At 67.0% G+C, this 13,170-nt stretch carries 14 protein-coding genes; 6 read left to right on the top strand and 8 right to left on the bottom strand.

Annotation, left to right across the window (positions count from 1 at the left end; translation table 11 throughout):
* Positions 1 to 89: 89 nt before the first annotated feature.
* A complete protein-coding gene (locus tag BM145_RS03030; protein ID WP_093331150.1) occupies positions 90 to 899 on the bottom strand; it encodes a ferredoxin--NADP reductase in 810 nt (269 codons plus the stop codon).
* 217 nt (positions 900 to 1,116) lie between these two features.
* Between BM145_RS03030 and uvrB the strand changes: the two genes are divergently transcribed.
* Entirely contained in the window at positions 1,117 to 3,315 is a 2,199-nt protein-coding gene (uvrB, locus tag BM145_RS03025) for an excinuclease ABC subunit UvrB (RefSeq protein WP_093331146.1), read from the top strand.
* Between the two features lie 56 nt (positions 3,316 to 3,371).
* On the opposite strand, the gene BM145_RS03020 is transcribed toward uvrB, so the two are convergent.
* A complete protein-coding gene (locus BM145_RS03020; protein ID WP_093331144.1) occupies positions 3,372 to 3,824 on the bottom strand; it encodes a DUF3597 domain-containing protein in 453 nt (150 codons plus the stop codon).
* A gap of 20 nt (positions 3,825 to 3,844) precedes the next feature.
* Complete coding sequence (locus BM145_RS03015; protein WP_093331142.1) at positions 3,845 to 4,213, bottom strand: PRC-barrel domain-containing protein; 369 nt, start codon at positions 4,211 to 4,213, stop codon at positions 3,845 to 3,847.
* Positions 4,214 to 4,321: 108 nt separating this feature from the next.
* On the opposite strand from BM145_RS03015, the gene BM145_RS03010 reads away from it, so the two are divergent.
* On the top strand, positions 4,322 to 4,849 hold the full coding sequence (locus BM145_RS03010; RefSeq protein ID WP_093331140.1) for a hypothetical protein: 528 nt from the start codon (positions 4,322 to 4,324) through the stop codon (positions 4,847 to 4,849).
* A gap of 601 nt (positions 4,850 to 5,450) precedes the next feature.
* Here the strand turns inward: BM145_RS03010 and BM145_RS03005 are convergent.
* Both BM145_RS03005 and BM145_RS03000 read right to left on the bottom strand, forming a co-directional pair.
* The gene (locus tag BM145_RS03005) at positions 5,451 to 5,897 is read right to left on the bottom strand and encodes a DUF2501 domain-containing protein (RefSeq protein ID WP_177200069.1); all 447 of its coding nucleotides are present in this window, start codon (positions 5,895 to 5,897) and stop codon (positions 5,451 to 5,453) included.
* Positions 5,898 to 5,955: 58 nt separating this feature from the next.
* Complete coding sequence (locus tag BM145_RS03000; protein WP_093331136.1) at positions 5,956 to 7,479, bottom strand: fumarate hydratase; 1,524 nt, start codon at positions 7,477 to 7,479, stop codon at positions 5,956 to 5,958.
* Positions 7,480 to 7,895: 416 nt separating this feature from the next.
* Between BM145_RS03000 and BM145_RS02995 the strand changes: the two genes are divergently transcribed.
* Both BM145_RS02995 and BM145_RS02990 read left to right on the top strand, forming a co-directional pair.
* The gene (locus BM145_RS02995) at positions 7,896 to 9,809 is read left to right on the top strand and encodes a ribonucleoside-diphosphate reductase subunit alpha (RefSeq protein WP_093331133.1); all 1,914 of its coding nucleotides are present in this window, start codon (positions 7,896 to 7,898) and stop codon (positions 9,807 to 9,809) included.
* Between the two features lie 109 nt (positions 9,810 to 9,918).
* Positions 9,919 to 10,341 (top strand): endonuclease domain-containing protein, encoded by a 423-nt coding sequence (locus BM145_RS02990; RefSeq protein ID WP_093331131.1) that lies wholly within the window; start codon positions 9,919 to 9,921, stop codon positions 10,339 to 10,341.
* 68 nt (positions 10,342 to 10,409) lie between these two features.
* Here the strand turns inward: BM145_RS02990 and BM145_RS02985 are convergent, their stop codons facing one another.
* On the bottom strand, positions 10,410 to 10,658 hold the full coding sequence (locus BM145_RS02985; RefSeq protein ID WP_093331743.1) for a DUF2171 domain-containing protein: 249 nt from the start codon (positions 10,656 to 10,658) through the stop codon (positions 10,410 to 10,412).
* 56 nt (positions 10,659 to 10,714) lie between these two features.
* Between BM145_RS02985 and BM145_RS02980 the strand changes: the two genes are divergently transcribed.
* Positions 10,715 to 10,918 (top strand): hypothetical protein, encoded by a 204-nt coding sequence (locus tag BM145_RS02980; protein WP_093331129.1) that lies wholly within the window; start codon positions 10,715 to 10,717, stop codon positions 10,916 to 10,918.
* A gap of 20 nt (positions 10,919 to 10,938) precedes the next feature.
* Complete coding sequence (locus BM145_RS02975) at positions 10,939 to 11,997, top strand: ribonucleotide-diphosphate reductase subunit beta (protein WP_093331126.1); 1,059 nt, start codon at positions 10,939 to 10,941, stop codon at positions 11,995 to 11,997.
* A 52-nt stretch (positions 11,998 to 12,049) separates the two neighbouring features.
* On the opposite strand, the gene BM145_RS16305 is transcribed toward BM145_RS02975, so the two are convergent.
* Entirely contained in the window at positions 12,050 to 12,724 is a 675-nt protein-coding gene (locus BM145_RS16305; RefSeq protein ID WP_245739026.1) for a thermonuclease family protein, read from the bottom strand.
* A gap of 110 nt (positions 12,725 to 12,834) precedes the next feature.
* Positions 12,835 to 13,170 carry an HNH endonuclease gene (locus BM145_RS02965; protein ID WP_245739024.1) on the bottom strand — a complete coding sequence of 112 codons (336 nt, stop codon included), beginning with the start codon at positions 13,168 to 13,170 and terminating at the stop codon, positions 12,835 to 12,837.

Here is a 13,170-nt window from a genome sequence, read left to right as displayed (position 1 = left end):
CTCGTCGACCTCGTCACCCTGGGCTCCAGGACCAAGCAGCGTCATCGCTCGTGGCCCTGGATGCCGGGACGGGCCCGGCATGACGAAGCTCAGCCTACGAACGCCCGCTCGATGACGAAGCTGCCGGGATTGGCGTTGGAGCCCTCGACGAAGCCCTGCTCCTCCAGCGACTTGGCGAAGTCGCGGATCATCTCGGTCGATCCGCACAGCATCACCCGGTCGGTCTCCGGGTCGAGCGCCGCGGCGCCGTCGATGCCGGTGAACAGGCTGGCATCCTCGATCATCGCGCCGAGCCGCTTGCCGTTGCGAAACGCCTCGCGCGTCACCGTCGGCACATAGTGGAACTGCGCGCCGGCCTCGTCGGCGACCAGCGGGTCCTCGGCCAGCCGCGCCTCCATCTCGTCGTGATAGGCCAGGTCGCTGACCCGCCGCACCGAGTGCGCCACGACGACGCGGTCATAGGCGTTGTACACGTCGGGATCGCGCATCAGGCTGAGGAACGGCGCCAGCCCCGTGCCGGTCGACAGCATGAACAGCCGCTTGCCCGGCAGCAGCGCGTCGAGCACCAGCGTGCCGGTCGGCTTCTTGCCCATATACAGCTCGTCGCCCGGCTCGATCAGCTGGAGCCGGCTCGTCAGCGGCCCGTCCTGCACCTTGATCGACAGGAACTCCAATTCCTCCGCATAGTGCGGGCTGGCGATCGAGTAGGCGCGCATCAGCGGCTTCTTGTCTCCGGGCAGGCCGATCATCACGAACTCGCCCGAGCGGAAGCGGAAGCTCGCCGGCCGCTCGACCGCGAACGAGAACAGGTGCTCGTTCCAGTGGCGGACCCACAGCACCTTGGCATTGAGAAAGGCGGGGTTCTCAGGGATCAGCGCGGGCGCGCGGGTATCGGTCATCGGGGTTCCGGTGCTCTTTGCGAACGCCGCGCAATATGGGGCGGGGCGGAGAGGGTCAACATAGCGCTTCTTCGCCGCCCCTCTCCCCGTCATGCCGGGCTCGTCCCGGCATCCAGAGCCAAGCAGCGCCATCGCTCGTTACCCTGGATGCCGGGACGAGCCCGGCATGACGGCAAGGAGGGTGACGAGCGCCCTCCCCGCTCCCATATTCTCCGCGATGGCCATTCAGATCCGCACCAGCCTCGCCGAGCCCGAGACCGACGAGAATTTCGTCCCACACCGCCCCAACCGCCCGACCAAGGTCGAGGGCGGCAAGCGGTTCGAGCTGGTGAGCGACTACAGCCCCTCCGGTGACCAGCCGACGGCGATCCGGGAACTGGTCGACACCGCGCTGGCCGGCGAGAAGGACCAAGTGCTGCTCGGCGTCACCGGCTCGGGCAAGACCTTCACCATGGCCAAGACGATCGAGGCGCTGCAACGCCCCGCGCTGATCCTCGCGCCGAACAAGATCCTGGCGGCGCAGCTCTACGGCGAGTTCAAGTCGTTCTTCCCGAACAATGCGGTCGAGTATTTCGTCAGCTACTACGATTACTACCAGCCCGAGGCGTACGTGCCGCGATCGGACACGTATATCGAGAAGGAATCGTCGATCAACGAGTCGATCGACCGGATGCGTCACTCGGCCACCCGGTCGCTGCTGGAGCGCGACGACGTCATCATCGTCGCGTCGGTGTCGTGCCTCTACGGCATCGGCTCGGTCGAGACCTACTCGGCGATGATCTTCGACCTGAAGAAGGGGCAGTCCGCCGACCAGCGCGAAATCGTGCGCAAGCTTGTGGCACTCCAGTACAAGCGCAACGACGCGGCATTCCAGCGCGGCAATTTCCGCGTCAAGGGCGACAATCTCGAACTCTTCCCGTCGCACTACGAGGATTCGGCCTGGCGCATCTCGTTCTTCGGCGACGAGATCGAGCAGATCGTCGAGTTCGATCCGCTGACCGGCGAGAAGGTGGCGTCGCTCAACAGCATCCGCATCTACGCCAACTCGCACTATGTCACGCCCGGCCCGACGATGAAGCAGGCGGCCGAGGCGATCCGCCACGAACTGTCCGAGCGGCTGAAGGAGCTGGAGGCAGAGGGCAAGCTGATCGAGTATCAGCGGCTGGAACAGCGGACCAATTTCGATCTGGAGATGATCGCCGCGACCGGATCGTGCAACGGTATCGAGAACTACAGCCGCTTCCTGACCGGCCGCCTGCCGGGCGAGCCGCCGCCGACGTTGTTCGAATATCTGCCCGAGAACGCGCTGCTGTTCGTCGACGAGAGCCACCAGACGATCGGCCAGATCAACGGCATGTCGCGCGGCGACCACCGCCGCAAGATCACGCTGGCCGAGTACGGTTTCCGCCTGCCCTCCGCGATCGACAATCGTCCCTTACGCTTCAACGAGTGGGACGCGATGCGCCCGCAGACGGTGTGCGTGTCCGCCACGCCGGGCCCGTGGGAGATGGAGCAGGCCGGCGGCGTCTTCGCCGAGCAGGTGATCCGCCCCACCGGGCTGATCGACCCGCCGATCGAGATCAAGCCGGTCGAGGAGCAGGTGCAGGACCTGATCCAGGAGTGCAGGAAGACCACCGATCTCGGCTACCGCACGCTCGTCACCACGCTGACCAAGCGGATGGCGGAGGACCTGACCGAATATATGCACGAGGCGGGGATCAAGGTCCGCTACATGCACTCGGACGTCGAGACGCTGGAACGGATCGAGCTGATCCGCGACTTGCGGCTGGGCGTGTACGACGTGCTGATCGGCATCAACCTGCTGCGCGAGGGACTCGACATTCCCGAGTGCGGGCTGGTCGCGATCCTCGACGCGGACAAGGAGGGCTTCCTCCGCTCGGAAACCTCGCTGATCCAGACGATTGGCCGCGCCGCGCGCAACGTCGACGGCCGCGTCATCCTCTACGCCGACCGCATCACCGGATCGATGGAGCGCGCGATGAACGAGACGGCGCGCCGCCGCGAAAAGCAGGAAGCGTACAATACCGAGCACGGCATCACGCCGACGACGATCCGCCGCAACATCGGCGACATCATCGCCCACGTCTCGCAGGGCGATCAGGTGACGGTGCCGATCGACGAGGATCGGCCGCACATGGTCGGCCACAATCTGCGCGCATACATCGAGGATCTGGAGAAGCAGATGCGCAAGGCCGCCGCCGACCTGGAGTTCGAGACCGCGGGTCGCCTGCGCGACGAGATCCGCCAGTTGGAGAATGAGGAACTGGGCCTGCCTGCGCACGAGCAGAAGGCGCCGATCATGGGTCGCAGCAACGAGGGCAAGCCGGGAACGCGCAAGACGCGGTACGGGAAAGAGTCGAAGATGCGCATGGGCGGACGGCGCGGGGGGCGCTGACCCGCTCGCGGCCCCGGGGGTGGTCCGGCGCGGGTGGTTGCCCGCGCCGGGGACGATCAGTCCTTCAATCCGGCCGGCACCTGGCCGCCATTCTTCTCCAACTCGCGCATCACTGCCTTGTGGAGCCAGATGTTCATCTCGGCCGATCCATCCTTGGCGCCGGTATAGCCGAGTTCGGTCGCCAGTTCCTTGCGATTGGCCAGCGACGAATCGAGGTCGAGCAGCTTCATCAGGTCGACGATGGAGGTGCGCCAGTTGAGATCGGGATTGCCCTTGGCATCGGCGATGCGGATCAACACCGCTTCGACATCGACCGGCTGCGCGGGCGCGGCCGGAGCGGCGGGCGCCAATCGTGCCGCGGGGGTGGGCGCGGGTGCCGCGGCGATGGTGGTCGGATGCGGCGCCGGGGCGGGTGCCGCCGGAGCCTCCTGCTTCTTGCCGCCGAACTGGCCGCCGAGCGGCCCGTGCTCGCCGAAGATGGCGGACTTGATCTTGCCGAAAATGCTCATGTCGTTCGCTCCTGCCGGGGTCAGCCGTTCGCCAGATTCTCAGGTCCGGCACCGTAGTAGCTCGCCACGCGATCGGCATAGGCTTGGTCGAAGACCGGCGCGTTGTTGGCCCAGCTCGGCCCGCCTTCCAGCAATCGACGATCAAGGGTGATGACGTAGACGTCGCGGACGGGATCGAACTGCAGCAGTGCGAACGGTACCGGGTAGAAGCTGCGTCCCATGCCCAGGAACCCGCCGAGCGACAGCACCGCGTGGGTCGCCCGGCCCGATCCCTTGTGCACCATGAAGGCGTAGACCTCCCCCACGCCGTCGCCGTCGCGGCTCTCCACCTTCAACGCGTGGGCGACGTTCGCCTGGGTCAGCAACTGGGTCGGGATCGGTTCGGCCATCGTATTTCTCCTCGTTGCCGACCGAACAGGCAAGCCGCGCCGCGGGTTCCGCCCGCATGGTCGCAGCGCGGGTTGAGGCAGCCGGGCGCATCCGGTAGCGCCGCCGCCATGCGCGTCCTGCCCGTTCTTTCCGTCCTCCTCGTCCTCGCTGCGGTCACCGGCTGCATTCCCCAGCGCCCCGCGCCGCCGCCGACGGTCGCCGCGCCGCCGGTGATCGTCGCCGCGCCCCCGCCGGCGCCGCCCGCCGCCGACTGGCGCGACCGGCCGTTCACTCCCGGCACCTGGACCTACCGCCAGGACGCGCGCGGCAGCATCGCGCTGTTCGGCCAGGCGGGACAGGACGCCGCGGCGACGCTGCGCTGCGACCGTGGCGCGCGCCTGCTCTACCTGTCGCGGACGGGCAGCGTCGCGGCGCCACTGACGATCCGCACCACCAGCACCACGCGCACCGCCGCGGTGCAGCCGACCGGCGGCACCCCGCCCTACGTCGCGCTGGCGCTCGCCGCGCGCGATCCGCTGCTCGACGCGATGGCGTTCAGCCGCGGCCGGTTCACGCTGGAGCAGGCCGGCACGCGTCCGCTGGTCCTGCCCGCCTGGGCGGAGATCGGCCGGGTGATCGAGGATTGCCGCGCCTGATCGCGCGGGGACTGCGGGCGCGGGATGCTCGGCCAAAAACCCCCGCAGAACAAGCCTTGTTTCTCGTGCAGTGGCGGCACACATTACGGTTGCGGCCAGCCATGGTCGCGTTGCTCATCAACAAGCGAAAGGAGGTGATCCGATGTCTCATGGTTCAGCAGTGAGTTCGGTTCGGTTCGTTCGGGAGGCGCGCCGCTGATCCACCGGTCCTCGCCGGGGAGTATCCTCTCCCAGTCAACGGCGTGGATCACAGGTGACGCGGTCTCATGGTCTCCCGGGCTGGAGCTCTCCGGCCGCTGACCATGTCTGGGGGTTGTCGAACTGCCGGGAGGCGTTCGGCAACCTCTTTTCATATCTGGTGTAAAAGTTGGCGATGCCGACCGTCCCACACGTATGCGGCCGGCACCGCCACGTTCGACATAGCCTATTTTGAGCGCCTGCTTCGGCGAGCAATCGAAGGGCGCCGCCATCCCGACGTTTGGCCTCTTATACCAAATTTCGATCAGGCTTGGTCGCCCTCACCCTTCCGCAGCTGCGCTGCTCCCTCCCTCTCCCGACGGGAGAGGAACAAGAGACCGAAGGCGGTGATCGACCTAAACCTTCACAGAAACGACCGCGCCCGGCTCAGCACCGCGCTGCACACCCGCGTCTTGATCTGTCCCCGCAAGCCGTCGAGCGAGAGCGCCTGTCCGCCCCCGGTCTGCACCTGCCCCGCCTGCCCGGCCGCGAAGCCGGGGGAGGTGGCGACGCCTTGGCGTCCGGTCAGCCGCTCCAGGATCGACTGGGCGGCGGATGACTGCGGCTGCGACGTGGCCGTCCCGCGCGCCGGCGTCGCAGGAGCAACGCCCGCGGCACCGAGCAGGTTGTTCTTGAGGCAATAGCCGAGCAGCCCGGCCGCGTTGCCCGCGCCGACCGATGCGATGTTGGGCAGGCCGCCGCCCAGCAACCCGCCCAGCCCACCGAGCCCGCTCGACGGCGCACTCGTCTGCGCGGAGGCACCGGCGGCGAGACCCGCGACGGCGATGGCGGCGATGACGGATCTGAACATGGCGATACTCCTGCAACTCCCGCCACCAACGGCGGGGCGCATCGCCCGTTCCCCCATGTCAGGCCGGCTGGAGGAGCCCTTCGCCGGCGCGCGCGATCTTCTCGCGCCAGACCAGCGGCGCCAGTTGGTGGACGTTCTGCCCCTCCGCGTCGACCGCGACCGTGACGGGGAAGTCGGCGACCTCAAACTCGTAGATCGCCTCCATGCCCAGATCCTCGAAGCCGACGACCCGGCTGCCCTTGATCGCGCGCGCGACGAGGTACGCCGCGCCGCCCACCGCCATCAGATAGGCCGATCCCGCCTCGGCGATCGCCTCGGTCGCCGCCGGCCCGCGCTCCGCCTTGCCGACCATCGCCAGCAGGCCCTGATCCAGCATCATGCGCGTGAACTTGTCCATCCGCGTCGCGGTGGTCGGCCCGGCCGGACCCACCACTTCCTCGCCCACCGGATCGACCGGCCCGACATAATAGATCACGCGACCCCAGAAATCGACGGGCAGCGGCTCGCCGGCGTCGAGCATGTCCTTGATCCGCTTGTGTGCGGCGTCGCGTCCGGTCAGCATCTTGCCGTTGAGCAGCAGGCGGTCACCGTGCTTCCACGACCGCACCACCTCCGGCGTCAGCGTGTCGAGGTCGACGCGGATCGCCGCCTTGTCTGGTTTCCAGTCGACCTGCGGCCATTCGGCCAGCTTCGGCGCCTCCAGATAGACCGGCCCCGATCCGTCGAGCGTGAAATGCGCGTGGCGCGTGGCGGCGCAGTTGGGGATCATCGCGACCGGCTTGGACGCAGCGTGCGTCGGCCAGTCGAGGATCTTGACGTCGAGCACCGTCGACAACCCGCCCAATCCCTGCGCGCCGATGCCGAGCGCGTTGACCTTGTCCATCAGCTCGATGCGCAAGCTCTCGATGTCGTTGCGGGGCCCGCGTGCGCGCAACTGCCCCATGTCGATCGCACCCATCAGCGACTGCTTGGCGAGCAGCATCGCCTTCTCGGCGGTGCCGCCGATGCCGATGCCCAGCATGCCGGGCGGGCACCAGCCGGCACCCATCTGCGGGATCATCTCCAGCACCCAGTCGACGATCGAGTCGCTGGGGTTCATCATCTTGAACTTCGACTTGTTCTCCGACCCGCCGCCCTTGGCCGCGACGTCGACCGACACGGTGTTGCCCGGCACCATCTCGACGTGGAGGACCGACGGCGTGTTGTCGCGGGTGTTGCGCCGCGTGAAGGCGGGGTCGGCCAGGATGGAGGCGCGCAGCCGGTTCTCGGGATGGAGATAGGCGCGGCGCACGCCCTCGTCGACGACCTCCTGCAGGGATCGGTCGCCGGTCAGACGGCATTCCTGCCCCCAGCGCACGAACACGGTGACGATGCCGGTATCCTGGCAGATCGGCCGGTGCCCTTCCGCGCACATCCGGCTGTTGGTGAGGATCTGCGCGATCGCGTCCTTGGCGGCGGGCGACTGTTCCGCCTCGTACGCTTCGCCCAGCGCGCGGATGTAATCCATCGGGTGATAGTAGCTGATGAACTGGAGCGCGTCGGCGACGCTCTCGATCAGGTCGGTATCGCGGATGTCGGTCATGATTCCCGCTCATGCGACAGCGCGCGCGCGGAGGCAAATGCAGGGCGCCGCGCCGCCGGCCGGAAGGCTCGGCACCAACAATTTAATTCGCGTTCGCGCCCTGTTCCCTTGCGTTTCGCGGAAGCGGCGGGGAACCACGCGTCGTGCGCGGCAGGCGACCGGGAGCGACCGGATCGGGCCGCCAGCGGCCGATTAATCGCTTGCCCCCGCCGCCGCTTTCTCACAATTTGTAGCGGTAAGGGATCGGGCCGGACCCCATAGCTGGTGTGATCGTTGACGGCGGGAGCGAAGGGCGGCAGCGACGCCGCGCCCTACCCCCGGCGACATGGACACCGTTTGTTCTGCGCCGATCTCGCGATCGGTGGTAGGATGTCGGGCCGGCCGATTCGAACGGACAGAGAACAAGGAGTGGCGTGATGGATTTCCGGGACGATCGCAGCGGCGGCGCGACCGACACGATCGAGGTGCCGACCGCGCCCTCGTCCAGGCCGCAGCCGATGGACAGCAAGTCGGTGGCGCCGCAGCCCTACACGCTCGACGTCGACCACAGCCGCGACACGCTGCTGACCGACTTCGGCAAGGAGACGCTGCGCGACCGCTACCTGCTGCCCGGTGAATCCTACCAGGACCTGTTCGTCCGCGTCGCCAGCGCCTACGCCGACGATCAGGCGCACGCCCAGCGCATCTACGAGTATATCAGTCGCCTGTGGTTCATGCCCGCCACGCCCGTGCTGTCGAACGGCGGTACGGGCCGCGGCCTGCCGATCAGCTGCTATCTCAACTCGGTGCCCGACAGCCTCAGCGGCATCGTCGACACCTGGAACGAGAATGTCTGGCTCGCGAGCCGCGGCGGCGGCATCGGCACCTACTGGGGCAACGTCCGCGGCATCGGCGAGCCCGTCGGCCTGAACGGCAAGACCAGCGGCATCATTCCGTTCGTGCGGGTGATGGATTCGCTCACTCTCGCCATCTCGCAAGGATCGCTGCGTCGCGGCTCGGCCGCCTGCTACCTCGACATCTCGCACCCGGAGATCGAGGAGTTCCTGGAGATCCGGAAGCCCTCGGGCGACTTCAACCGCAAGGCGCTCAACCTCCACCACGGCGTCCTCATCCCCGACGCGTTCATGGAGGCCGTCCGCGACGGCGCCGAGTGGACGCTGCGCAGCCCCAAGGACCAGGCCGCCCGCGGCACCGTCGACGCGCGCGCGCTGTTCCAGAAGCTGGTCGAGACCCGCCTCGCGACCGGTGAGCCGTACATCGTGTTCGCCGACCACGTGAACTCGACCATGCCCAAGCACCACCGCGACCTGGGGCTGAAGGTGTCGACCTCCAACCTCTGCTCGGAGATCACGCTGCCCACCGGCCGCGACCATCTCGGCAACGACCGCACCGCCGTTTGCTGCCTGTCCTCGCTCAACCTGGAGACGTGGGATCAGTGGAAGGACGACAAGCTGTTCGTCGAGGACGTGATGCGCTTCCTCGACAATGTGTTGCAGGATTATATCGACCGCCACGAGCCCGGCATGGAGCGTGCCGCCTACTCCGCGGGCCGCGAACGGTCGGTCGGCCTGGGCGTGATGGGCTTCCATAGCTTCCTCCAGGCGCGTGGGCTCGCCTTCGAGGGCGCGATGGCCAAGTCGTGGAACCTCAAGATCTTCAAGCAGATCAACGCGCAGGTGAACGAGGCGTCGATGCAGCTCGCGGTCGAGCGGGGCCCCTGCCCCGATGCCGCCGACATGGGCGTGATGGAGCGGTTCAGCTGCAAGATGGCGATCGCGCCGACCGCGTCGATCAGCATCATCTGCGGCGGCACCAGCGCGTGCATCGAGCCGATCCCGGCCAACATCTACACGCACAAGACGCTGTCGGGCAGCTTCTCCGTCAAGAACCCGTATCTGGAAAAGCTGCTCAACGAGAAGTCGAAGAACACCGAGGCGGTGTGGAACTCGATGCTCGAGAATGGCGGCTCGGTCCAGCACCTCGATTTCCTCAGCCAGGAGGAGAAGGACTGCTACAAGACCAGCTTCGAGATCGACCAGCGCTGGCTGCTTGAGCTCGCCGGCGATCGCACGCCGTACATCGACCAGGCGCAGTCGCTGAACCTGTTCATCCCGGCGGACGTGGAGAAATGGGACCTGCTGATGCTCCACTTCCGCGCGTGGGAGCTGGGTATCAAGTCGCTCTATTACCTCCGCTCCAAGTCGGTGCAGCGCGCCGGCTTCGCGGGCGCGGAGGGCCAGAGCGGCGTTGAGGCGGACAACACGATCGCCGTGCCAAAATTCTCGATCGGCGAGACGACGGATTACGACGAGTGCCTGGCCTGTCAGTGAGGTGAGCGAGAACTGTCCTCACCCTTCCCACTGCCTTTGGCAGCGGGCGCCTTCCCTCTCCCGACGGGAGAGGGAGGGAGCGGCGTAGCCGCGGAAGGGTGAGGGCAGTATGTGGCTTTATGCGAAACAGCCGATCGGCACGGTCACCCGGGCTCGCCAACTCCGCCGGGAGGCGAGCGAGCCCGAGCGTCGGCTACTCCGCGCGCTGAGGGAGGCATTTCCATCGCTGAAGTGGCGCCATCAAACGCCGATAGGTCTGTTCTACGCCGATCTCCTCTGCTTCTGCGAGAAGCTCGTCATCGAGGTCGACGGCGACACCCACGCCGCTCGCGAACAACAAGACGCTGCCCGCACCCGCTTTTTCGAACAGCAAGGTTATCGCGTGATCCGCTTCGCCAACACCGACGTCATGCAGAACCTGGAAGGCGCCCTGACACAAATCTCCTTCTCCCTCCGAGAGAAGGAAGGGGCCCGCACGGCAAGGCCGTGTGGGAAGGATGAGGCCGACGCGAAAAAGGGCAGCGCCGCATGACCAGCACTGCCCTCACCCTTCCGCCGCGATGCGGCTCCCTCCCTCTCCCGATGGGAGAGGGAAAAGAGTCACTCGTCCTCTTCGAGGAACTGCGTGTTCGCGCCCGTGGAGCTCAGCCGCACCTTGCCGTCCTCGATGTCCGCCACCAGGCCGACCGAGATGTAATGGTGCTTGCCGCCCTGCCCGTCCTCGGTCTGCGGGCTGTCGTTCTTGGTCAGCTTGATGCGGTCGCCCTGCACGTGGTCGACGGTGCCGACATGGGTGCCGTCGGCAGCGATGACTTCGGCGTGCTCCTGGATCTGGCTGATATCGACCATGGTCATTCTCCTTTGATGAGGTCGCGTGCCGAACGAGCCGAGCGGAGAATGGATGCATGACATACCCCGTAGCCGTGATGTACGTCGTCGCCAGCCTGCTGACCCTTGCCGGCATCGTCATGCTGCTGCGGTTGCGCCGACCCGCCATTTCGGAGCGTAGGACCTACGCCTACCGCATGGTCGGCATCATGCTCGCCTCCGCCGGCATCGTCCTTCTCATGTCCGCCACCGCGATGTGGCGGTGGTCCACCGATCTCTAAGCCTTCACCGGAGTAATCCCATGTCCCTTCTCGAAGCCCGTAAGCAGTACAAGCCGTTCGAATACCCCTGGGCGTTCGAATTCTGGAAGCGCCAGCAGCAGCTCCACTGGCTGCCCGAGGAGGTGCCGCTGGGCGAGGACTGCCGCGACTGGGCGCAGAAGCTGTCCGATCACGAGCGCAACCTGCTGACGCAGATCTTCCGCTTCTTCACCCAGGCCGACGTCGAGGTGCAGGACTGCTACCACGAGAAATACGGCCGCGTGTTCAAGCCGACCGAGATCAAGATGATGCTGACCGCGTTCAGCAACATGGAGACGGTCCACATCGCCGCCTACAGTCACCTGCTCGACACGATCGGCATGCCCGAGAGCGAGTATGGTGCCTTCCTCGAATATGCCGAGATGAAGGACAAGCATGATTACATGCAGAACTTCGGCGTCGATTCGGACGAGGATATCGCGCGCACGCTTGCGATGTTCGGCGGCTTCACCGAGGGCGTGCAGCTGTTCGCGTCGTTCGCGATGTTGATGAACTTTCCGCGCTTCAACAAGATGAAGGGCATGGGCCAGATCGTCACCTGGTCGATCCGCGACGAGAGCCTGCACTGCGAGGGCATCATCAAGATGTTCCACGCCTTCTGCCAGGAGCGCGGCTGCCTGACCAAGGCGGTGAAGGACGACATCGCCGACGTGTGCCAGACGACGATCCGGCTGGAGGACAATTTCATCGACCTGGCGTTCGAGATGGGCCCGGTCGAGGGGATGAAGCCCAAGGAGATCAAGAAGTACATCCGCTACATCGCCGACTGGCGGATGGGGCAGCTGGGCCTGAAGCCGATCTACATGATCGACGAGCATCCCCTGCCCTGGCTCGCCCCGATGCTGAACGGCGTGGAGCACGCCAACTTCTTCGAGCAGCGCGCGACGGAATATTCCAAGGCCGCGACCAAGGGCCAGTGGAACGACGTGTGGGACTCGTTCGACAAGCGCCAGAAGGCGAAGGCGGCGGTGCCCGCGGCGAACGAGGATCTGGAGCTGGAGGGCGACATGTTCTCGCGCGCCGGGGTCGCAGCGGAGTAAGGCGCGCCAGGTGGCGGGTTGGCGTCGGCCAACCCGCACCGGTCGACTTTGCCTATACCAAACCGCACCATCCGCGTCGCTGCCCACCGTCGTAGCGGCGCGCCAGCCCTTCCCGCACCAGCTGCTCGCCCAGCGACACGCCGTCCCGCGTCACCACCGCCAGGCGGCGGCCGTATCGGTCGTGGCCGCGCTTGTAGGGCTCCAGCGTCACCGGCCCTTCGTTGAGCAGCGCGCGCATCCGCTCGGTCGCGCGCTCGCCGGCCCGCGCCTCGCGGGCGCAGCGTGGCGGATGGGTCTCGGGCGTGTCGATGTCGGCGATGCGGATCTTCTCGCCGTTCAGCCGAAACGTATCGCCGTCGACCACGCAGTCGCCGACCACGCCACGTCCGCAGCGGCCGAAGCGCGTGGTCACGACGTCGGCCGTGCCGCGTGCCGCGTCGTTCGCGCCGAGCATCGCGCCGACGAGTTCGGACAGTTTCCCGATCGGCGGCAACCCGATCTCGCCCGCCGGCCAGGTCACCCGACCCGCGCGCGGCAGCTCCACCGTGACGCCGGCGGGCAGCAGCGTGTGCCAGTCCGTTCCCCGCAGCGACGGCAGTGCCAGGCCCAGCATGATCCCCAGCATGGCGATCCGCAGCTGCGCGACCACGCCCGCACCGCCGCGCCGCCGTCCGCGAATCGGCGCGCCGCCGGACACTGCTCGTGCGAAATCAAGCACATACTCCATGGCCTGGCTTGGGCATGGAAAGCTGAACAAGCGGTTAGCGGCACGGGGCGGGAGATCAGATCGCGAACGACTCGGCGCTTAGGTCCGCCAGCCGCACCGCCATCGGCCCATCACCGAACCCGCCGCACCGGCGCGTGGAAGTCGGGGTCCTTGCCGGCGATCCAGCGCAGGAAGCGGGCGATGTCGGGATGGGCACGCAGCACCGCCGGGTCGGCATAGGCGCGCGCCAGGTCGGCATTGGGCAGCGTGGCGTGGATGGTGCGGTGGCAGATCGGATGGACGGGCGCGGTGATCCGCCCGCCCTCGCTCTTGGGCACCAGATGATGCCATTCCACCCGCGCGCCCAGCGGCCGTTCGCATAACGCGCATGTCCGAGGAGACGCCGCCCGTTCGGCAAGTGCGGCCGCCGCGGCCAGCCCTGCCTTGCGCTTAACCCTGCCCGTCAT

The organism is Sphingomonas rubra (assembly GCF_900115745.1).
GTDB lineage: Bacteria > Pseudomonadota > Alphaproteobacteria > Sphingomonadales > Sphingomonadaceae > Sphingomonas > Sphingomonas rubra.
The sequence above is the reverse complement of the archived record's forward strand: the minus strand, read 5'-3'. Positions and strand labels throughout refer to the sequence as shown.